The organism is Aminiphilus sp. (genome assembly GCF_029975095.1).
Lineage (GTDB): Bacteria > Synergistota > Synergistia > Synergistales > Aminiphilaceae > Aminiphilus.
The window spans coordinates 1-18,413 of sequence record NZ_JARKPW010000165.1; the positions used below are offsets into that span (position 1 = coordinate 1).

At 63.5% G+C, this 18,413-nt stretch carries 15 protein-coding genes; 4 read left to right on the forward strand and 11 right to left on the reverse strand.

What is annotated here, in order from left to right; all coding sequences use genetic code 11:
- Positions 1–116: 116 nt before the first annotated feature.
- Positions 117–2,318 carry a methyl-accepting chemotaxis protein gene (locus Q1K49_RS10185; RefSeq protein WP_300525720.1) on the reverse strand — a complete coding sequence of 734 codons (2,202 nt, stop codon included), beginning with the start codon at positions 2,316–2,318 and terminating at the stop codon, positions 117–119.
- A gap of 384 nt (positions 2,319–2,702) precedes the next feature.
- On the opposite strand from Q1K49_RS10185, the gene Q1K49_RS10190 reads away from it, so the two are divergent.
- The 4 genes from Q1K49_RS10190 (at position 2,703) to Q1K49_RS10205 (ending at position 6,327) form a co-directional block, all read left to right on the forward strand.
- Entirely contained in the window at positions 2,703–2,945 is a 243-nt protein-coding gene (locus Q1K49_RS10190) for a hypothetical protein (protein WP_300525722.1), read from the forward strand.
- 21 nt (positions 2,946–2,966) lie between these two features.
- Positions 2,967–3,416 (forward strand): DUF3795 domain-containing protein, encoded by a 450-nt coding sequence (locus tag Q1K49_RS10195; protein WP_300525724.1) that lies wholly within the window; start codon positions 2,967–2,969, stop codon positions 3,414–3,416.
- Positions 3,417–3,522: 106 nt separating this feature from the next.
- The gene (locus Q1K49_RS10200; protein WP_300525726.1) at positions 3,523–5,280 is read left to right on the forward strand and encodes a methyl-accepting chemotaxis protein; all 1,758 of its coding nucleotides are present in this window, start codon (positions 3,523–3,525) and stop codon (positions 5,278–5,280) included.
- 348 nt (positions 5,281–5,628) lie between these two features.
- On the forward strand, positions 5,629–6,327 hold the full coding sequence (locus Q1K49_RS10205) for a GntR family transcriptional regulator (protein WP_300525728.1): 699 nt from the start codon (positions 5,629–5,631) through the stop codon (positions 6,325–6,327).
- On the opposite strand, the gene Q1K49_RS10210 is transcribed toward Q1K49_RS10205, so the two are convergent.
- The 10 genes from Q1K49_RS10210 to Q1K49_RS10255 form a co-directional block, all read right to left on the reverse strand.
- Positions 6,288–7,217, reverse strand: a complete 930-nt coding sequence (locus Q1K49_RS10210; RefSeq protein ID WP_300525730.1) for a 3-hydroxyacyl-CoA dehydrogenase — start codon at positions 7,215–7,217, stop codon at positions 6,288–6,290. The genes Q1K49_RS10205 and Q1K49_RS10210 overlap by 40 nt on opposite strands.
- 497 nt (positions 7,218–7,714) lie before the next feature.
- Positions 7,715–8,671: an isocitrate lyase/PEP mutase family protein gene (locus Q1K49_RS10215; RefSeq protein WP_300525731.1), complete on the reverse strand. Its 957-nt coding sequence runs from the start codon at positions 8,669–8,671 to the stop codon at positions 7,715–7,717.
- Between the two features lie 112 nt (positions 8,672–8,783).
- Positions 8,784–10,064 (reverse strand): TRAP transporter large permease, encoded by a 1,281-nt coding sequence (locus tag Q1K49_RS10220; RefSeq protein WP_300525732.1) that lies wholly within the window; start codon positions 10,062–10,064, stop codon positions 8,784–8,786.
- Positions 10,061–10,567, reverse strand: a complete 507-nt coding sequence (locus tag Q1K49_RS10225; protein ID WP_300525734.1) for a TRAP transporter small permease — start codon at positions 10,565–10,567, stop codon at positions 10,061–10,063. The genes Q1K49_RS10220 and Q1K49_RS10225 overlap by 4 nt, the downstream gene beginning before the upstream one ends.
- 153 nt (positions 10,568–10,720) lie before the next feature.
- Positions 10,721–11,722, reverse strand: coding sequence for a DctP family TRAP transporter solute-binding subunit (locus Q1K49_RS10230; protein ID WP_300525736.1), 1,002 nt, complete (start codon positions 11,720–11,722; stop codon positions 10,721–10,723).
- Between the two features lie 281 nt (positions 11,723–12,003).
- Entirely contained in the window at positions 12,004–13,518 is a 1,515-nt protein-coding gene (locus Q1K49_RS10235) for a trehalose-6-phosphate synthase (protein ID WP_300525738.1), read from the reverse strand.
- A 6-nt stretch (positions 13,519–13,524) separates the two neighbouring features.
- Positions 13,525–14,397, reverse strand: a complete 873-nt coding sequence (gene otsB / locus Q1K49_RS10240; RefSeq protein ID WP_300525740.1) for a trehalose-phosphatase — start codon at positions 14,395–14,397, stop codon at positions 13,525–13,527.
- Positions 14,394–15,638: a glycosyltransferase gene (locus Q1K49_RS10245; RefSeq protein ID WP_300525742.1), complete on the reverse strand. Its 1,245-nt coding sequence runs from the start codon at positions 15,636–15,638 to the stop codon at positions 14,394–14,396. Before Q1K49_RS10245 ends, otsB begins: the two co-directional genes overlap by 4 nt.
- Positions 15,635–16,423, reverse strand: coding sequence for a DUF5752 family protein (locus tag Q1K49_RS10250; protein WP_300525744.1), 789 nt, complete (start codon positions 16,421–16,423; stop codon positions 15,635–15,637). The genes Q1K49_RS10245 and Q1K49_RS10250 overlap by 4 nt, the downstream gene beginning before the upstream one ends.
- A 725-nt stretch (positions 16,424–17,148) precedes the next feature.
- Positions 17,149–18,348, reverse strand: coding sequence for a cystathionine gamma-synthase family protein (locus Q1K49_RS10255; protein ID WP_300525745.1), 1,200 nt, complete (start codon positions 18,346–18,348; stop codon positions 17,149–17,151).
- Positions 18,349–18,413: the final 65 nt, after the last annotated feature.

An 18,413-nucleotide genomic window follows, 5' to 3' on the forward strand; every position in this document is an offset into this window, starting at 1 on the left:
CCTGATGCGACCCGAGTCAAGGGAAAGCGAACGGTTGTTCTTCAGAGCTTCCCTAAAAACACAAACTCCTCTCTCGCACGAACGGGAGAACGCGGCCGGAAACCGCGTCGTTCGGATCATGCCGCTCCGGCGACGTGCCGATTTCGTTGCGACGGAGCCGGAAGGGATGACGGAAGCGGCGCGGGCGTTTTTCGGGGCGACCGGGCACGGCCGAGCCGGTGCAGCTCCGAAGAGGGCACCTCCGCCGCCGGGGCGGAGCGGTCTGAACGGGGAGCCGGTCCGGTTGTCGCTGCGACGCCGGGCAGAGACGCGGCATCAGCGCTCCCGGGCGCGGGATCGTCAAGCACGTATCCTTCGAGCTGTCGCTCCGACGCATCGAGCAGTTCATTGAGTTCCAGGGCGGCCTGGCGGAGCCGCCGCATTCCTTCCGTGAGATCCGACAGGGTCATGGAGATGGCTCCGGTCGTGGCGTCCGTTCCGGCGACACTCCCGGTGACCCGCTCCACCGCAAGGGCGATCTCCCGGTTCCGTCCCGCCTGCAGGGAGGCGGTTTCGGCGGTGTCGCCCATGCGGGCGGTGACGGCCTCCACCATGCGATGCACCTCCGTCATGCGAGCCTCCATGTCGGAAAAACGTTCCAATCCGCGCACGCCGAGCTCCCGCCCCGCTTCCGCGGCGAGAAACACTCCTTCGGTTCCCTCCAGAATGGTCCCGGCGAGAACCCCGACACGCTCCGCCGCCTTCCGGCTTTCTCCGGCGAGCTTGTGCACTTCCTCGGCCACCACGGCGAACCCCCGCCCCGCGGCACCGGCCCGGGCGGCTTCGATGGCGGCGTTGAGCGCGAGCAGGTTCGTCTGGGCCGCCACGGCGGAGATGGATTCCACCATGCCGCCGATCTGCTCCGCCTCCTGGCGGAGACGACGCACCGCCTCGTCGATGTGCTCGAATCCCTGCGCCATGGAGCGGACGGCATCGCTGGCGACCACCCCGATGGTCCGAGCCGCCTCCGCCTCGTCGCGCAGGGCAAGAACATCCTCCCTCGAACGCACCGACGCTCCGGCCACGGCCTCCGCTCCCTCGGCGGCCCGGAGGGTCGTCTCAAGGGCGGATTCCAGGGCGAGCATGTTCTCCGCCATCCGCTCCTTCAATCCCGCGCACTCCGTCTCCACCCGGAGCACGACGCCGGAGATCGTTCCGGCAACCGCCTCCAGCTCCTTTGCCTCGGCACCGATGCGGCGGCCGTCCCCACGCAGGCGGAGGAGCATCTCCCGGCTTCGGGCGATGATGCCGTTCAGCGCGCCGCCGATCCGAGCCATCTCGTCCGCTCCGGACGCACGGGCCTCCACGAGGAGGTTGCCCTCCACGACGCTCCGGGAGACCCGGAGCAGTGCCTCCACGGGCATGGTGAGGCTTCTTCCCACGCCGAAGACGAGCAGCCCCACCGCGACCGCCGCGGCGAGGGCGAGCAGAAGCTGCTCCAGGCCGAGACGCATTACGGGACGCAGTGTCTCCGCCTCGTCCACCACGTTCACGAGCCGAAGACCGTAGGGAAGGGCGTATCCGTAAATCCGCCGCGCTCCTTCTCCGCCCGTCACCCGCAGACTCGTTCCGTCCTCGGGAATGGAGGAGATGTCCGACGCCCATGCCACCGCCTCGTTCAGAGGGCGAAGGGCGAGCGCGGGGTCGGGACCGGCGAGGATGCGGTTCTCCCGGTCGAGAAGAAAGACACGTCCTGTCTTTTCTTCGCCGCCCGCCCGGATTCCCAGATCACCGATCCGGACATCCGCGGCGAAGACGCCGAAGAGCCTCTTGTCGTCGTAGAGGGAGGCGACGGGAACAGCAAGGGTGACCACGGTCTCGCCCGTCTTGATGTCCTCGTGAGGAGCGGTGAGGACGAACCCCTTTGCGGCGACGGCCTCCCGGTACCACTCGCTCTCCCTCGGATCGTACTCCTCCGGAGGAAACCAGGCGTTCCCGTCGAGAAGACTTTTGTCGGGCAGGGCGAGATACAGGTCAAGAAACCCCTTCTCCTGAGACTGCTCCGTGAGATCCCGCACATAGTCCCCCATGGTGCCGGGAAGAATGCCCAGGTTCTCGATCATGTAGGCCATGTTGCGCGACGCGGTTCCGAGAACGTTTTCGAGCCCCCGGAACCAGTTCTCGAAGGCCTGGGCGCCGGACCGGCCAGCAGTGCTCTCGCTCTGGTCCGCCTGACTGAGAATGATGCTCCCGCTCCGGTAATAGGCGGTACCGGCCAGGCCCAGGGTCACCAGGAGCACTGCGAGAGTACAGAGCGTCAGGCGTGTTTTGAATGTCATTTCCTCCACCTCCGTGTCTGTTCGTCGCGAAATCCGCCGCGACACCATACCCCCGGGAAAACTCGATCCAGGGTGCGCATGCTCCACCTCCGCCCTCTCCGCCTCCTCCGGCGGGCCGGATGTGCCGCCGCACTCCGGTGCCCGGCGTTTCCGACGCCATCAAGGGTAGAGGAGGAATGTAACACGCCCTCCACAGACCAGGCCCAGTTCCGTAACAGGCGCGCCGCTCGCTCCCGCGCTCCGGGGATGGACCCGCCTCCCGGAGCGACCATGTCGATACACCATGCCCGGACCGACAAAATTATGCCGAAACGACGGATTCGTTCTCCGGTGATTCGTGCTATACTTTACATGGTTGAAATTAACATGAGGACGGTGTCACACGTGGCAACCATGAAGAAACCCGCCATTCTCGGCATGGAAAAAATCATCCAGGCACTCAAGAAGGAAGGCTACACGGTTCTCCTGTGCGTCTCCATCGAGGATCCGCAGACGGGAGATCCGCCGCGCATCGCCGGTACCATAACGTATCAGGGACATCCCGAGGATCCTCAGAACGTGGAATTCCGCACCATCGAACAGATGGCGCGGGAGCAGGGTCTCCTCGCCGGAGGCGGGGAAAGCTGAACGAACGGGAGGAAGAAACGCATGCCCTATGAGGAACTGCTTCATCGCATCGCCCCGTGCGGTCTCGACTGCGGCAAGTGCATCGCCTTCGCGGACGGACCGGTCCGTAAGGCCGCGCAGGAACTCATTTCCCTCCTCGGAGACAACTTCCACACCTACGCCGAACGTTTCGCCGCCCACACCCCCGTGTTCGCCGAATATGCGGCGTTCCGAAGTCTCCTCGACCATCTCGCGCAAGGCGAATGCCGGGGATGCCGCAGCGGAAGCTGTCTCTTCCAGGCCTGCCGCGTGCAGCACTGCGTGCGGGAGCACGAGGTGGACTACTGCTTCCAGTGCGACGCGTTCCCCTGCGCCACCACGGAGTTGCCCCCCCGGCTGGAAAACCTGTGGCGCAAGAACAACACCCTCATGAAAACCATCGGTGTCGAGGAATTCGCCCGCCGCATCAAGGACAGGCCCAGGTACCCCTGAGAAGGGCTCTGCGCCCTTCTCGGGCGCGTCCCTTCCCTGGAACCCCTGAAAACAGAAACTCCGAGAATCACAGGCCACAAAACATCCCCGGAAAGGACGTGTACATATGCGGTGGATGCGTGATCTGAAAACGGCGACGAAGATCCTCGGTCTTGTCGGGGTTCTTGTCGCCCTCATGATCTTCGTCAGCTGGACCGGCTACTCCTACAACGCCCGGAGCGCTGCGTCGCTCTCCGCCATGTACCGGGACAACCTCGTTCCCCTGAGGCTGGTGGAAGAGTTCCGGACGAACCAGAACGAAGTGGAGGCACTCCTCTTTCACCTGATCCTGGAAACGGAGGAAAAGGAGATCGCCGACATCAGAAGCCGCCTTGCGGCGCTTTCCCAAACAAACGATGACCTTCTCGAAACATTCGCGAAGACGGACCTCGACGAAGAGGAACAGGAGCTTTTGAAGAAACTCTCCCTCGACGTCATGAACTACCGGCGGGCGTGGAAATTCATGGCGGAACTCGCGACGGGCGGCAAAAAGGAAGAGGCGTTCAAGCAGTTCAAGCAGAACGTTCGCCGCCAGTCCCGAGCCGTTCAGGAGAAGCTCGTCGCCCTCGCCGCATCCCGGGTGACGCGGGCGGAGCAGACGAACGCGGAAAACGAGATCCGGACCGACAGGGCGAACCACCTCCTCGTCCTCATACCCCTCGGCTCGCTGCTTCTGGCCGTCCTCTTCGGCGTCACCATCTCTCGGGCCATCGTGAAGCCCCTCGCCTCGATCCGCGAGGGAGTCCGCACCTTCGCCGGAGGCAACCTCCAGGCCGCGTTCGACACCATCGGATCGGACGAAATCGCCGAAATGGGACAGGCCCTGGACGAAATGGCCCAAACGCTCCGGAACACCATTTCCGGCATTCTCGCCGCGGGCTCCCGGGTTGAGGACACCGCCGGCATCCTCAACGAGCTGTCCCGCAGGACGAACGATGCCGTGGAAGAGACGAAGGACGGCGTCGAGCGCGTGAGCGAAGCCATGGAAAGCCTTGCCGCAGCGGGGCAGGAGATCAACGCCGGCGTCGAGGAAGTCGCCGCGGGCGCCCAGACGGCGGCGCAGCGCAGCGCGGATACGGCGGAGCAGGTTCAACGCGCCGAAGAGGAGGGCCGAACGGGCATTGCCGCTGTGAAGAAAGCCGTGGAAAGCATTCGCGGCGTGGCCGTCGATTCGGAGAGCGCCGCCGGAGCCGTGGTGGAGCTGGGAACCAGGGCGCGGAACATCCAGGGCTTCGTCGCCCAGATCTCCCAGATCGCGGACCAGACGAACCTTCTCGCGCTGAACGCAGCCATCGAGGCGGCCCGGGCGGGCGACGCGGGAAGAGGATTCGCCGTGGTCGCCGAGGAGGTGCGCAAGCTCGCGGAGGAGAGCAACGCCGCGGCCCGCAATATCGCGGACCTCGCGGAGACCATCACCCGGGATCTGGACGGCGTCGTCTCCGCAGTGAAGCGGAACGCCGCAAAGTCGGGAGAGGCGCGGGATCTCGCCGCGGAAACGGAGGCGACCATCGCCCGCATTCTCGAAGCCCTGCGCACCATCGGGCTCGTCGCCCAGGACATGGCCGCGGTCTCCCAGGAGCAGGCCGCTTCCAGCGAAGAGATCGCCGGAGCGATACAGAACATGGCGGAACGGGTGAACAACACCTCCTCCATCGCCGCGACCGTGCGCTCCCGCGTTCTCGACGTGGCCGCCGCGACGGAAGAGGTCGCCGCCGGCGCGGAGACGCTCGCCCGCGTGTCCGAAGCGCTGCAGGAAAAAACGGCGTTTTTCCGGATGGAGAACCACGCCGCCGCCCTCGTTGCCGGAGAAAACGGAGACGCGTGAGGGCACACGACAGCGAAAGACCGCCGGGGAGCGGCTCGTTCCCCGGCGGTGAGCCGTGTCCGACCGCCGAAGCAGGTCCGGGGCGAAAGCAACGCTCCGCGTCGTTTCGGCGGACGCCCCGCCGGAGCGGGCACCGAAGGAGGCGGAGCGTCGCAAAGGAAGCTCGCTTCTTACGAACGGAATCCGGGGAAACCCTTCGGAAAAGATTCGGAAAAGAACGGAGAGAGGGGGCCGGAGGCTGTGAACCGTCATCACGCGTCATTCGGAGATTGACAAAAGAGTCGATCCCTTGGTATACACGACGTGATTTCCCAGGAAGCGGCACCCCCAGGCGATGGAGGCCTCCTCATGAACGACGACGATGTTCTCTTCACGAAACCACTTCGGGAACAGGTATACGACTACTTGAAACGCAAGATGAACGAACGGGAGATCGTTCCCGGCGCCTCCATCAACCTCCGGAAGATGAGCAGCCAGCTCGGCATCAGCAAGACCCCCCTGCGGGACGCCCTGCTCCAGCTCGAAGGGGAGGGGTTCGTGACCATCCTCCCCCGCAGGGGCATCGTGGTGAACGAACTCTCCCAGAGGGACATCAAGGACTTTTACGAAATCATCGGCGCCCTTGAGTCCAGTACGGTCCGCATCGTGACCTCCCTGGTCACTCCGGCGGTCCTCGCGGAACTGACGTCCATCAACGACGCCATGGATACAGCGTGGCGCCGGGGCAACGCCGAGGAGTACAACGACCTGAATACCGAGTTCCACTGCACCCTTCCCCGTCTTTCGGGGAACCGCCACCTGCTGCGTCTGCTCTCCAACTACCGGAGGCGTCTCTACGACTTCATGCCCCGCCGGAACGAACTCATCCACGAATGGGAAGTGCGCTCCATGGCGGAGCACCGGGACTTCGTCGGCCTCCTCGGAGAGGGAAAATTCGAGGAAGCCGCCTCACTGCTGCAGAACGTGCACTGGTCCTTCACCCTTCAGGATCGGTTCATCCGCGTCTACTACTTCGAGGAGGAAGAGACGAAGTCCTCGTCGGCGTAACGCGGATTGGGATAGTCGTAAAATCCCTTTCCGTTCTTCATGCCCAGACGCCCCGTCTCCACGTAGCTCCGGAGCAGTTGTCCGTTGCTGACCAGCCGCTTGTTCCCCGTGCGCTCCGCCCAATACTCCGTAATGGTCATGGCCGTATCGAGGCCCACAAAATCGAGAATCCCCAGGGGGCCGACGGGGGTCTTCATCACGCCCATCCAGGCCCGGTCCACATCCTCCGCCGAGGCGACGCCGTCCGCCACGAGCCCCACCGCAGCGTCGCTGAGGGCACAGAGCATCGTGTTGAAGACATACCCGACCTGTTCCTTCTTGAGCACGATGGGCACCTGGCCGATCCGCAGAGCGAACTGCCGGAGAACCTCCGCCACCTCCGGCGCCGTTCCCGGGTGCGGCATGATGTCCACCACGTTGGCGACCCACACGTAGATGTGAAAATGCATGGCGCAAAAGCGGTCGGGGCGTCCCGTGCCCTCGGCGATCATGGAGGGCAGCAGCGTGGAGGAATTCGTGGCGAAGAGCGTCCGCTCCGGGCACAGCCCGTCGAACATGCCGAACACCCTCGCCTTCAGCTCCGGCCGTTCCGGAATGGACTCGCTCACCAGGTCCGCCTCCGCCGCGGCCGCCGCGGCGTCCGTGGTGAACTCGATGCCCTCGATGGCCTTCCGGACCGTCTCCGCCTCCCGCAAGCCCAGACCCGTGAGGGACGCGGCATACTCGCCGCCCATTCTCCCCCGGGTCTCGTCGAGTTTCGCCCGGTCCACATCGTAGAGCGTCACGCGCAGACCGCAGAGCGCGCATTGCAGGGCGATCTGACTTCCCATGGTGCCCGCGCCCACCACCAGGATCGAACGGATGTCCTCCGCAGATTCGATTTTCTTCATGACTGCACCCTCCTTTTTGCTTCGCCTCATTTTGATCCGAATTCATTCATTTCAACACAGCTCTCTCTTTTCGTGCTTTGACGCACAAGTCGGCGCACACTCCTGGAGAATGAACTTATTTCTCTTGAAAACGCGCTTATTCCTCTATAAAGAAAGGAAATTTCCGTTTTCTTTCATCCAAAAACCGAACCGAGAGGATCCTGGCGATTGTACATCCTCCAATTGAAAACGACAAGGCTGTCTTGGAACACGTCAATTTGTATCCAAAATGACGAATTCTTCGAAAAAAGAAGCCCCGGAGAGGAATCTCCTCCGGGGCTTCCGCGTCGTTTCGTCAACTGTGGTGTTCTTTCGTGGCGTCTTCGCGGCGAAGGCGGCTTCTTCCGAGAAGAACAGAGCGTTCTTCGGCATCCGAGCCCGCCGGGAAATCCGGTCGCCTTTTCGAAAAACCTCTCCGCGTCGGCGAGAGAAGCGCCGAAAAACTGCGCCCCTCGTGCTCAGACGATGGAACCTCCCCCCCGGTACTTCGCTTTCACCGTCGCCGGAGGAAGATAGCGCTCCTCCATGTCCCGGATGCGCTCCGCCCGGACGATCCCGGCGAACTCCCCGAAGGAGAAGAGCCGGTTCGCGTAGCGGTCGGACACACCCTGGGAGCGGACGTCCCGCATGACGTCGTACATGCCCTTTGCCGCGGCGAAGAGGCAGGAGAGGGCCGGAACGATGAGCTTGAACCCCATCGCCTCCGCCTCGTCGTAGCCGACCAGGGGCGTGCGCCCTCCTTCGATGAGGTTGAGCATGAGCGGAACGGAAATCTCCCGGGCGACGCGCTCCATCTGCTCCCGCGTCTCCATGGCCTCGAAAAAGATCACGTCCGCCCCGATCTCCACGGCTCGCCGCGCCCGGTCGAGGGCGTCGTCGAAGCCGTTGACGGCGATGGCGTCGGTGCGGAAGAGAACCACGAAATCCGGGTCCAGGGCGTTGCGGGTGTCCAGGGCCGCCCGGAGTTTTCCCATCATCTCCTCCGTGTCGATGACCAGTTTTCCTCCCATGTGGCCGCACCGCTTGGGGGAGAGCTGGTCTTCAAGAAACAGCCCCGCCGCCCCGGCGACGATGTACTCTTCCACGGTGCGGCAGACGTTGACGGCATTGCCGAACCCCGTGTCCGCGTCGCCGATGACGGGAATATCCACGGCACGAACAACGCTGCGGACCTGCCGGACCATCTCCGTCATGTCCAGAAGCCCCACATCGGGCTGTCCGAGCACCGACGCGGCGGTGCCGTATCCGGAGTGGAACACCACTTCGAAACCGACCATCTCGCAGATGCGGGCACTGAGACCGTCGTACACTCCCGGAGCGACGACGCTCCCGGGAGCCGCCAGCCGCCTCCGCAACACCGTGCTTTTCCGCTCCCGGCACCCACGTTTCTCCACCGATTCCACACGCTTCTCCATCCGGTCTTCCATCTCCTCCGCACACATCATCTCGAAGCGGGCGCCCCTGTGAGCACTCCCTCACGGGATGCCTCCGGGCACGCGCCGCGTTGCCTTTCGTCGTTCGTCCCGTCTATTTCATGACCGACGGCAACCAGGTGCTCATCCCCGGAAAAGCCACCGTGAGGAACAACATGAGCACCATGAGCAGGATGAAAGGGGTCACACCCTGGATGACTTCGCTCATGGAGATGTCCTCCCGCAGGCCGTTGATGACGTAGAGGTTCATGCCCACCGGGGGGGTGATGAGCGCCATGGTCATGTTCACCGTAAGAATGATGGCGTACCAGATGGGGTCGATGGAAAGGGCGTGCAGGATGGGCGTCACCAGGGGCATGGTGAGGAGCACGATGGACACCGTCTCCAGGATGGTTCCCAGGACGAGCATGAGCAGGTTCATGGCGAGAATGAACATGAGCGGCGAAAACTTGCTCGCGATGATGAACTCCGTGAGTTTCTGGGGAATCATGAGCAGCGTCATGACCTTGCCGAAGAGAATGGCCCCGGCGATGATGAGAGCGATCATGCAGCAGGTTCCCACGGATTTGAGGCAGATCTTCGGAATGTCCCGAAGGGAGAGGGTCCGGTAGATGAAAAGCGTCACCACGAGGCTGTAGACAAGCCCCACCGCCGCGGCCTCCGTGGGCGTGAAGGCCCCGGAGTAGATGCCGCCGATGATGAGAAAGGGGAGCAGGATGCCCCACAGGTTCTTCCGGGTAATCCGGAGCCGCTCGCTCCAGGTGGTGCGGGGAAGGGGAACGAAGCCCCCCCTCTTGCTCTTGATCACGGCGTAGACGATGAAGATGCCCGCGAGCAGCAGGCCGGGAATGACTCCCGCCATGAAGAGCTTGCCCACCGATTCCTCCGTCACCGCCCCGTAGAGGATGAGGGGAATGCTCGGCGGAATAAGGATGCCCAAAGTCCCCCCGGCGGCGAGCAGCCCCAGGGTGAAGCGTTTTTCGTAGCCCCGCTCGGTCATGGCCGGATAGGCCACCATGCCGATGGTGGCCGCCGTGGCCGCCCCGGAGCCGGTGATGGCGGAGAAGAAGGCACAGGCCAGGATCGTGGCGATGGCGAGCCCCCCGGGGAGATGCCGCACCCAGGCGTTCATGACCTCGAAAAGATCGTCCCCGATGCGACCGTCCAGAAGAATCTGGCTCATGAGGACGAAGAGCGGTATGGCGAGCAGCACGAAGCTGTCCAGGGACGAGAAGAGCGTCGTGCCGATGATTTTCATGGGAAGGTCGTAGAGGAGGATGAGCAGCACCGACGTGGAGCCCAGGGCGAAGGCCACGGGCAGTCCCAGGAAGAGCACGAGCAGCAGCAGGGCGACGACGAAGAGGAAACTGGTCACGACATCTCTCTCCCTTCCCGGCGTTTCGGGGCGAAGGACCCCGCAGTGTCAATCACGAGCAGCACGAATTGAAGCGTGAGCAGGGCGAATCCCAGGAGCAGCGCCATTTGGGGAATCCACTGGGGAACCCGGAGGGGTGTCGCGGAAAGACGGTTGAACTTCAGGGAAAGCCGGACCATCTCGTACCCCTGCCAGGTCACGACGGCGCAGAAACAGGTGCCCACGATGCTCGTGAGGCACTCGAGACGGCGCTGCCAGACTTCGGAAAGGTGCTCGACGAAAAGATCGATGCGAACGTGCTTCTTCTTCATGAGCGTGTAGGAAGCCCCTCCGAGCATGGCCCAGGTGAAGAGGTAGACCGCGATCTCCTGGCTCCACATGGTGGGAGCGTGAAAGAAGTAGCGGAGAATCACTTCATAGAAGAGCAGGAGCCCCATGAGCAGAATGCCGAGTCCGCTGAGATAGCCCAAAAAGAGGTTGATGCCTTCGAGGAATCGTTTCATGACGTTCTCCTCACTCCACTCACTTCACGGGATACCCCGTCCCCCGGCGGGCGCCGGAGAACGGGGAGAGAAAAGCGGGGCCGCGCCGGACCAGCCGCCGCCGTGGCGGCAATCCGGGCGACCCGAAACACGGATGCACCCTCCGGCGCGAGATTACTCGACGGCCAGAGCCATCTCGATGAGCTTCTTGCCCAGCTCTCCCGTCTTGTTCGCAAAGTCCGTGCGCACCGGCTCGGTGGCCTTGACGAAGAGCTCCCGCTCCTCCGGGGTGAGCGTCGTGACCTCCACGCCGGCGTCGCGGATGGTCTTCTCCGCCTCAAGCTCCGAATCGGCGATGGCATCCCGGATCCACGCCGCCGCCTCGTCGCCCGCCTTGAGCAGCACGTCCCGCTGTTCGTCCGAAAGGGCGTTCCACCACTTCAGGTTCGCCTGCACCACGAACTGCGCCGTGGTGTAGTTCGCCATGGTCATGTACTTCTGCACCTCGAAGATCTTGCGGGAGACCGCCGCGGGCATTCCCGTGGTGGCGCCGTCCACGGTGCCCCGCTGGAGCGCCATGTACATCTCGGAGGAACTGATGACCACCGGCGTGCCGCCCAGGGCCGTGACGGTGTCCGCCGTGCCGCTGCTGAAGGTGCGGATCTTCAGCCCCTTGAAATCATCGGGAACGCGCAGGGTGCGCTTGCTGTTGAAGAACTGCACGAGACCGTAGTCCACCCAGAAGACCACCTTGGCGCCCATCTTCTGGAATTCCTCGTCCAGAAGGGTTCCCGCTCCGGCGTCGAGGAATTTCTTGGGCGAGGTGAGGTCGGAGAAGACGAAGGGCATCTCGAAGACATCCGCGGCGGGAATCATGCCGGACCACTTGTTCACCGGCACGAGGGCCACCTCGACAAGTCCCTCCTGGACCGCCTCAACGACCTCCGTGTCCTTGAAAAGCTGGGCGGAATCGAAGACGTTCGCCTTCATCTCCCCCTTGGAAAGTTCCGCGACTTTTTCCGCAAAGAAGACGAGTCCCTTCGACACATGGTGCGAGGCCGGAAACTGGTTCGACAGACGGAATTCCGTCGCCGCAAGGGCACCCCCCGCGAGGAACACACACATCGACACCGCCGCGACAACCACCAACGCTCTTCTTCCACCGATCTTCACCATTGCCCACTCCTCTCTGGTCGCACCACCCGGAGCACCCCAAGAACTTCCCCACGCTCCGGATGAGCGCGTCATACCCGGCTTCCGCCGGAACTGCGCGGACACTGAGATCCGTACATTACGCGAGAGTCTACCCGGATTCATCAGGCCTGTCAATTGAAAACTCCGCTGCCGAAGACACGCAGTTTTGCCCGATTTCCGCACTGTGTCCATGCGGTATCATGCTGCACGGCCGGCGTTCCGCTCGGGCGTTTTCCGCGTAGAAACGTCGCCGCCGCCCGGCATCAAAGCCATTCTTCGTCGCAGAGTTGCGGATAGGCGACGAACGCAGCGGAGTCGCGCTTTCTCCGCATTCCCCTCCCCGACGCGGCGGAAAGGAATCCACTCACCCACCAATGAATGTCATGCCGCACGACGTTTCTCCGGAGAAGTTTCATGCGCCGCTCCTGTTCCGCCGAGGACATGGTCGCTGCAGCCTCGATACCCCTGGCCATCCCCTCCACGTCGTGGGGATTGACCAACAACGCCCCCTTGTAGAGCTGAGCCGCAGCTCCGGCAAACTCGCTGAGAATAAGGACGCCGTCGTTTTCCGTTTTCACCGCACAGTATTCCTTGCAAACAAGGTTCATGCCGTCCTTCAACGGCGTGATGAGCGCCGTACAGGCGGAGCGGTAAAGAGCGACCAGTCGCTCCCTGGAGACGGACCGAACCATGAGCACCACGGGGATCCAGTTTCCCGAGGTAAATCGCCCGTTGATGTGTCCCACGATACGCTCGATCTCCTCCCGAAGCGGCGCGTACCCCTCGACGTCCTCCCGGCTGGGCACGACCAGCTGGAGAAGCGTGATCTTTTCGCGCAGGTGGGGAAAACGCTCCAGCGCCCTCTCAAAGGCGTGGAGGCGCTGAGGTATTCCCTTTGTGTAGTCCAGCCGGTCAACCCCGAGAAAGAGGCGGCGTTCCGCGTAACTCTCCCGGATCTCCCGCTCCATCTCCCGAACGGCATCCTTGCAGGCAAGGGCTTCGAACCCTGCAGCGTCGATGCCGATGGGAAAGACGCCGATGCGGGTGTTGTGCTGTTCTCTCACCACGCTGTGCATCGCGCCGACTTTCGAAATAACGAAGCGTGGGAAGAGGTCCACCAGACATCCCAGGAAATTGCGCCGGTCCCGCTGAGTCTGGAACCCCAGAAAGTCGAAGTCGAGGAGATGGCGCAGGAGCTGCCGCCGCCAGGGGAGTTTAAGGAAGATATCCGAGGCGGGAAAGGGAATATGCAGAAAGAAGGCGGTTCGCAGGTCGACGCGCCGCTGCCGGAGCTGATGGGCCACGCTCATGAGGTGGTAGTCGTGCACCCAGAGAAAATCACCTTTGTCAGTCCGGCGTGCGATTTCCCGGGCAAAGCGACGGTTAGCCTCTGCGTAGCCTTTGTAGTAGCTTTCGTCAAAACGACAGCGCCCCTGAAGGTCGTGAAAGAGAGGCCAGATCGTGGCGTTGGCGAACCCGTCGTAGTAGGCCTGCCGCAGCTCTTCCGAGAGCATCACGGGAACGAGGTCGAACCCCTGCTCCTCCGAGACGGCGTGCAGGGCTTCCTCCACCTGGGCGGCAGAGAGCCCCGAGGTGTCTCCGGGCCAACCGATCCACGTGCCGCCTCTTTCGCCGAGGACGGGATGCATGGCCGTGACGAGCCCGCCGGAACTCGGAGTGAGGCGCACTTCCTCCGCCTCCCGGTGAAGGACCACCGGAAGACGATTCGCCGCCACAACGATTCCCGCCTTTCTCTTCCGTGCGTCTCTTTCGTTCATCCGCGTTCACCCCCCATCGACGCCATTCTTTGTCCTGAAGACGCTCTTTCGCAATGTCTTCAAAGCACTCGGATTCTTTCTGTTCCCCGGGGAATCTCCACTCTCCTCCGCAGCAGTATGCCAGCGACGGAGAAAGGCAAGCACCTCTTCCGGCGGGAAAAGCCGAAACTTCGCCGCCGTGCACCTGGGAGCGACGCTCACGAGAAGAGAGAGCCCCCGTTCCCCGAGGGCGAGAAAGGCGTCCTCGTCGGTCTCGTCGTCTCCGGCACAGGCAACGGGCACGCCGGGCGGCACTTCCTTCAGGAGAGCGCGCACGGCGCATCCCTTGTGGATGTCCGCACGGCGCACCTCCAATCCCTCCGCGAAGGGACGGATGCGCCACCCTTCACCGGACAGTCGTTCCTCCCAAAGGCGGCGAAGCATCTCGAGAAGCGCCCCCCCACCGGAAAGGCCCCGGACGTGAACCGCCAGAGAAAGCTCTTTGCGCTCGATCCGTTCCGAGGGGAGATGGGCCGCCGCCAGTGCGCCCGCCCTGTCCAGAAATGCCTTTTCCTCAGGTAAGAGAGGGGCGATCCGTCGCGTTCCGTCGGGCAGGAGACGCTCTCCTCCATGCTCGCCCCAGACTTCCAGGGGCGGGACCGGACGGAGCAGAGTGCACACCTCCCGGGCAGGACGCCCCGAAACGAGAACGACCCTCGTCTTTCCTCCGTCGATCCGCTGCAGAAGCTCCCGGACTCCCTCGTAGGGAATCGCCCGGGCAGAGTCCGACACGAAGGGAGCCAATGTACCGTCGTAGTCGAGCAGAAGCGCCGCCGCAGGCGCGTCTGCAAGGTGTCTCCAGAATCGTTCCGGAATGGCCGCGAAGGAGGCGGGGATCATGGAACGAAAACCTCCAGCCGCTCCCGATCCCCCTGGAGTTGGGCCACCAGAATGGCCAGCACGTTCCGGAGCTGCCGCGTGATGAGAAAGTTCTCCCGCACGTAGGCCCGGGCGTTCTCTCCCATACGCTCCGCCCGCGCCCTGTGCTGGAGCAGATAGCGCAGGCGGAGCGCCGCGCCCTCCGCCGTGCGGACCCTAAATCCGTTGAACCGGTCGATGATCTGCAGGCGAATGCCTCCCGTATCCCCGCCGATGACGGGTTTTTCCTTCCAGAGTGCCTCCGAGACGGTGAGGCCGAACCCCTCCTTCGTCGATTTCTGCAGCACCACGTCGGCACCCCGCTGCAGCGCGTTTATGGTCCGGTGCGCGTCCGCGGGAAGGACCAGCACGTGAATGTCCGGATCGCCCGACGCAGCGTCGAGCACGTCCCGGAGGACAGCGCTTCCCTCGGGATCGTCCGTGGCCTCGCCGCCGGCGAGGATGAGCTGAAGGTCCTGGCTGCGCCGGCAGAGGCGATAGGCCTCGATGACGCCGAGGGGATCCTTGAACCGGTCGAAGCGGGATACTTGGACGGCGAGGGGACGATCCGGATCGATGCCGAACTCTCTCAGCGTGCGCGCCACCTCTCCCGGCTCAAGGTCGCAATTTTTGTCGCTCAGGGGGTCGATGCTCGGCGGCACCAGGTATTCCGGATGCGGCATTGGCTGGGCAAACTCCGGCAGGGAGAAGATACTGCCGTCGTAGGACAGAATCCAGTTCCGCAGATAGGCCCAGACGCGGCGGTTCGGGCGGCTCGCGTCAATGTGACAGCGCCAGAGCCACTTTCCTTTCCTCTCCGGGCACAGAGCACAGAGCGGTACCGGCTGAGGATCATGGACGAAGACGAAATCCGCCTCGGAGACGATCGGGGCCAGACGGCGGGCGTTCTCACGGTTCGTCTCCTCGAAAACCTCCGTCATCTCCTTCGACAGCCCCTTCTCCGAACCCTGCACCGCATTGTGCATCGTCTTCGTCACGGTGAAGAATGCGTCCTCTCCCGTGATGACCTCCCATTTCGTGTCGATGCCGAGCTCGTTCATCAGGGGGACCAGGCGATGCAGAATCTCCGCCACGCCACCGCCGAGACGGGTGGAGTTCACGTGCACCACGCTCTTTCCCTCCAAAAGCCGGCCGAGATGGCGAATGTGGGACAAGACGGAGGGATAGACCACGCCTTCAAAAGCCTCGAGAAGTTTCGTCATGCTCCGTCCCCTCCTCTCGAAACGCCCCCCTCGGCTCCTTCCGGAGACGTCCCTCGGACGTGTCCGGCGGCGCCTCCGGAAGTTCCCGAAGCACCCCCACCGGGAGCCGATCCAGGAGCCTCTCCCTTTCCGACCCCTTCCTCGAAGGCGAGGAGCAGATATTCCCGCAGCTCCTCCAGAGAGAGCAGATAAGGGTCCACCCGGCGGAGGCGTTTCCGAAGGTCCTCCGTGGAGGAACCGAACCCCTCCAGCCAGGCGGTCACATCGTCGCAGTGCAGAGATGTCCTTCGTGCGGCGTCGATGAAGTGATAAAAGAGGCTGCTCCGGTCCATTCCGCGAAGCGCTTCGGGGAACTCTTCGGGGCGGGCAATCGTGCGGTGGGGCGGAAAGACGAGGAGCTGTGCCCTCGTGAAGAAGAAGGGAGCGTCACCCCTGCTCCAGGCAGTGGATTCCTCCGTGTCGAGACGATCGTCCAGCAGGTCCAGAAGCGCCCCCCGGAGCTCCTCCAGATCGGCGAAATCCGCGGGATTGACCGCGCTCATCCGCTCCGCCAGCGTCACGTCGTGAAGCGAACCCGCCACCCATCCGGCGAAATCGTTGTCGAACTCCGATTCACCGATCTGTGGTCGCATGAGGCGCCCCCAGAAATGATAATGGAGGCACCCCTCGGGAACAGCACGTATCCCCTCCCGAAGTTCTCCCAGCGTCTTGGCCCTTATGCCCGTGCAGATGGTCACGAGCTCGCAACTCCGCACCTCGAAGGACATGACGGCCTGTGCGCTCATGCGGATCACCTTCCTTTCCGGCGTCCGGCTCTTCTCCTTCCGTTCCTCCTCGCCTCCGAAAGAAACGGTTGTCAGGGAAGTCTTCAACGGCCCTTCTTTTCCGCTCCACCTCTCCTCCCTGGCGAAGAAGACGATGTGAAAGAACAGGAAAGACCCGGCTGCAGCCCCGGAAACGCGAAGGGAAGCATCCGTGACCGGAAAAACGTCCGGGTCCGAACGCGCTTCCTCCGGCAGGGCGGGACAAAACATTCTTCTCGGTCGTGACGGGAAAAGGGTTTACGGAAGCGGTCCGAGAACACGTCGTTTTCGTGTGCGGCGGATCACCGTTGTCGAAAAATGGAAGAAGAGCGGCCGCTCTCCGTGAAGAAGTGCCGCAACGCGTTTCCGGGATGTCGTACCCGAATGCGCGAACCGAGAAGAACAGTGTCGCCGAGGAGAAACTTCGGAGAAAAAGTCGAATGCCTTTGTTTTTACAAGTATAACAGAAAGGAAGGGATGCCTCGTTCTTTCGGGAACGATTCGAGGAAGGGCACAAACCACACTGGACACCAGTCGCCACCACAGTCATCGGTCAGGAACGTCGCCGCCGGAATCGGTACATTCCGGCGGCGACGCGAACGGCAGGAGTACGCATGCAGAGACGCACGCACGGTTTCCACGCGGCGGGGCACGGGGAACTCTTTCCTAAAACAGGACGGAGCCCCCTGCCACCTCCGGCGGAACGGTCAGAGCTTCGCCAGGGCCTCCTCCAGATCGTTTCTGAGGTCGCTCACGTTCTCGATACCCACGGAATAGCGGATCAGCCCCTCGGGAATACCCAGGGCGGCGCGCTCTTCCACGGTGCACTCCACGTGGCTCGTCGTGGCGGGCGGCCCGGCGATGGTCTCCACCGCGCCGAGGTTCGCCGCGAGGTGGGCGTAGCGGAGGTTCGGCAGGAGACGCTTCACCGCGTCGAAGCCGCCCCGGACGAGGAAGCTCAGCATGCCCGAAAAACCCCGCATCTGGCGACAGGCCACATCGTGCCCGGGATGCTCCGGCAGGCCGGGATAGAAGACCTTCTCCACCTTGGGATGCCCCTGAAGGAAGTGCGCCAGGGCAAGGGCGCTCTCGTTCTGTCGGGACACCCGAAGTTCGAGGGTCTTCATGCCCCGGAGCAGCAGGTAGGCCGACATGGGATGCAGGGTCGCTCCGGTGATCTCCCGGTAGTGGTAGATGCGGTGCACCAGATCCGCCCTGCCGCAGACCACGCCGCCGAGCGCGTCCGCGTGGCCTCCCAGATACTTGGTGGCACTGTGCACCACCAGGTCGGCCCCGAGGGCGAGGGGGTTCTGATTGATCGGCGTGGCGAAGGTGTTGTCCACGGCCACGACGGCACCGGCCTTCTTCGCCGCCCCGGCGAGGCGGGCGATGTCCACCACCTTCATGGTGGGGTTCGTGGGAGTCTCCAGATAGAGCAGGTCGCAGCCCCGGGCGATCTCCGCCTCGATGGCGCCGAAATCCGTCGTGTCGCAGAGCACCGCCTCCATGCCCACCCGGGGGAAGAACTCCAGGAAAACCTTGCTCGTTCCGCCGTAGGTGTCCTTCAGGGAAACCACCCGTGCGCCCGAGGAGAGCAGGCCGAAGAGCAACCCCGAGATGGCGCCCATGCCGGTGGAAAAACTCGTGGCAGCCTCGGCGCCTTCGAGCAGGCGGATCTTCTCCTCGAAGGCGGCCACCGTGGGGTTGGTGTTCCGGCCGTAGATGTGCCCGGCCCTCTTTCCCAGGGCGACGTCGAGCCACTCCTCCACGTCTCCGTACCCGAAGGCGACGCTGTGCACCACCGGAACCTGCGTGGCAGCGCCCCCCTTCAGCGGCGTCTCGCCTCCCCACACGGCCAGCGTTCCCCTGCCATGTTCCCGGTCGTCCTTTCCATGCCGATCTTCCATACTGCCGCCTCCCTCCGACTTTCTCCGGCGCACCGCGATCAGGCACGCACACTTCTCCGACGGAG

Coding starts and splice junctions, on each gene's coding strand:
- Q1K49_RS10230 (WP_300525736.1), bottom strand. CDS start 11,722: ATGGTGAAGATCGGTGGAAGAAGAGCGTTGGTGGTTGTCGCGGCGGTG.
- Q1K49_RS10200 (WP_300525726.1), top strand. CDS start 3,523: ATGCGGTGGATGCGTGATCTGAAAACGGCGACGAAGATCCTCGGTCTT.
- Q1K49_RS10225 (WP_300525734.1), bottom strand. CDS start 10,567: ATGAAACGATTCCTCGAAGGCATCAACCTCTTTTTGGGCTATCTCAGC.
- Q1K49_RS10185 (WP_300525720.1), bottom strand. CDS start 2,318: ATGACATTCAAAACACGCCTGACGCTCTGTACTCTCGCAGTGCTCCTG.
- Q1K49_RS10195 (WP_300525724.1), top strand. CDS start 2,967: ATGCCCTATGAGGAACTGCTTCATCGCATCGCCCCGTGCGGTCTCGAC.
- Q1K49_RS10235 (WP_300525738.1), bottom strand. CDS start 13,518: ATGAACGAAAGAGACGCACGGAAGAGAAAGGCGGGAATCGTTGTGGCG.
- Q1K49_RS10215 (WP_300525731.1), bottom strand. CDS start 8,671: ATGGAGAAGCGTGTGGAATCGGTGGAGAAACGTGGGTGCCGGGAGCGG.
- Q1K49_RS10205 (WP_300525728.1), top strand. CDS start 5,629: ATGAACGACGACGATGTTCTCTTCACGAAACCACTTCGGGAACAGGTA.
- Q1K49_RS10245 (WP_300525742.1), bottom strand. CDS start 15,638: ATGACGAAACTTCTCGAGGCTTTTGAAGGCGTGGTCTATCCCTCCGTC.
- otsB (WP_300525740.1), bottom strand. CDS start 14,397: ATGATCCCCGCCTCCTTCGCGGCCATTCCGGAACGATTCTGGAGACAC.
- Q1K49_RS10210 (WP_300525730.1), bottom strand. CDS start 7,217: ATGAAGAAAATCGAATCTGCGGAGGACATCCGTTCGATCCTGGTGGTG.
- Q1K49_RS10250 (WP_300525744.1), bottom strand. CDS start 16,423: ATGAGCGCACAGGCCGTCATGTCCTTCGAGGTGCGGAGTTGCGAGCTC.
- Q1K49_RS10255 (WP_300525745.1), bottom strand. CDS start 18,348: ATGGAAGATCGGCATGGAAAGGACGACCGGGAACATGGCAGGGGAACG.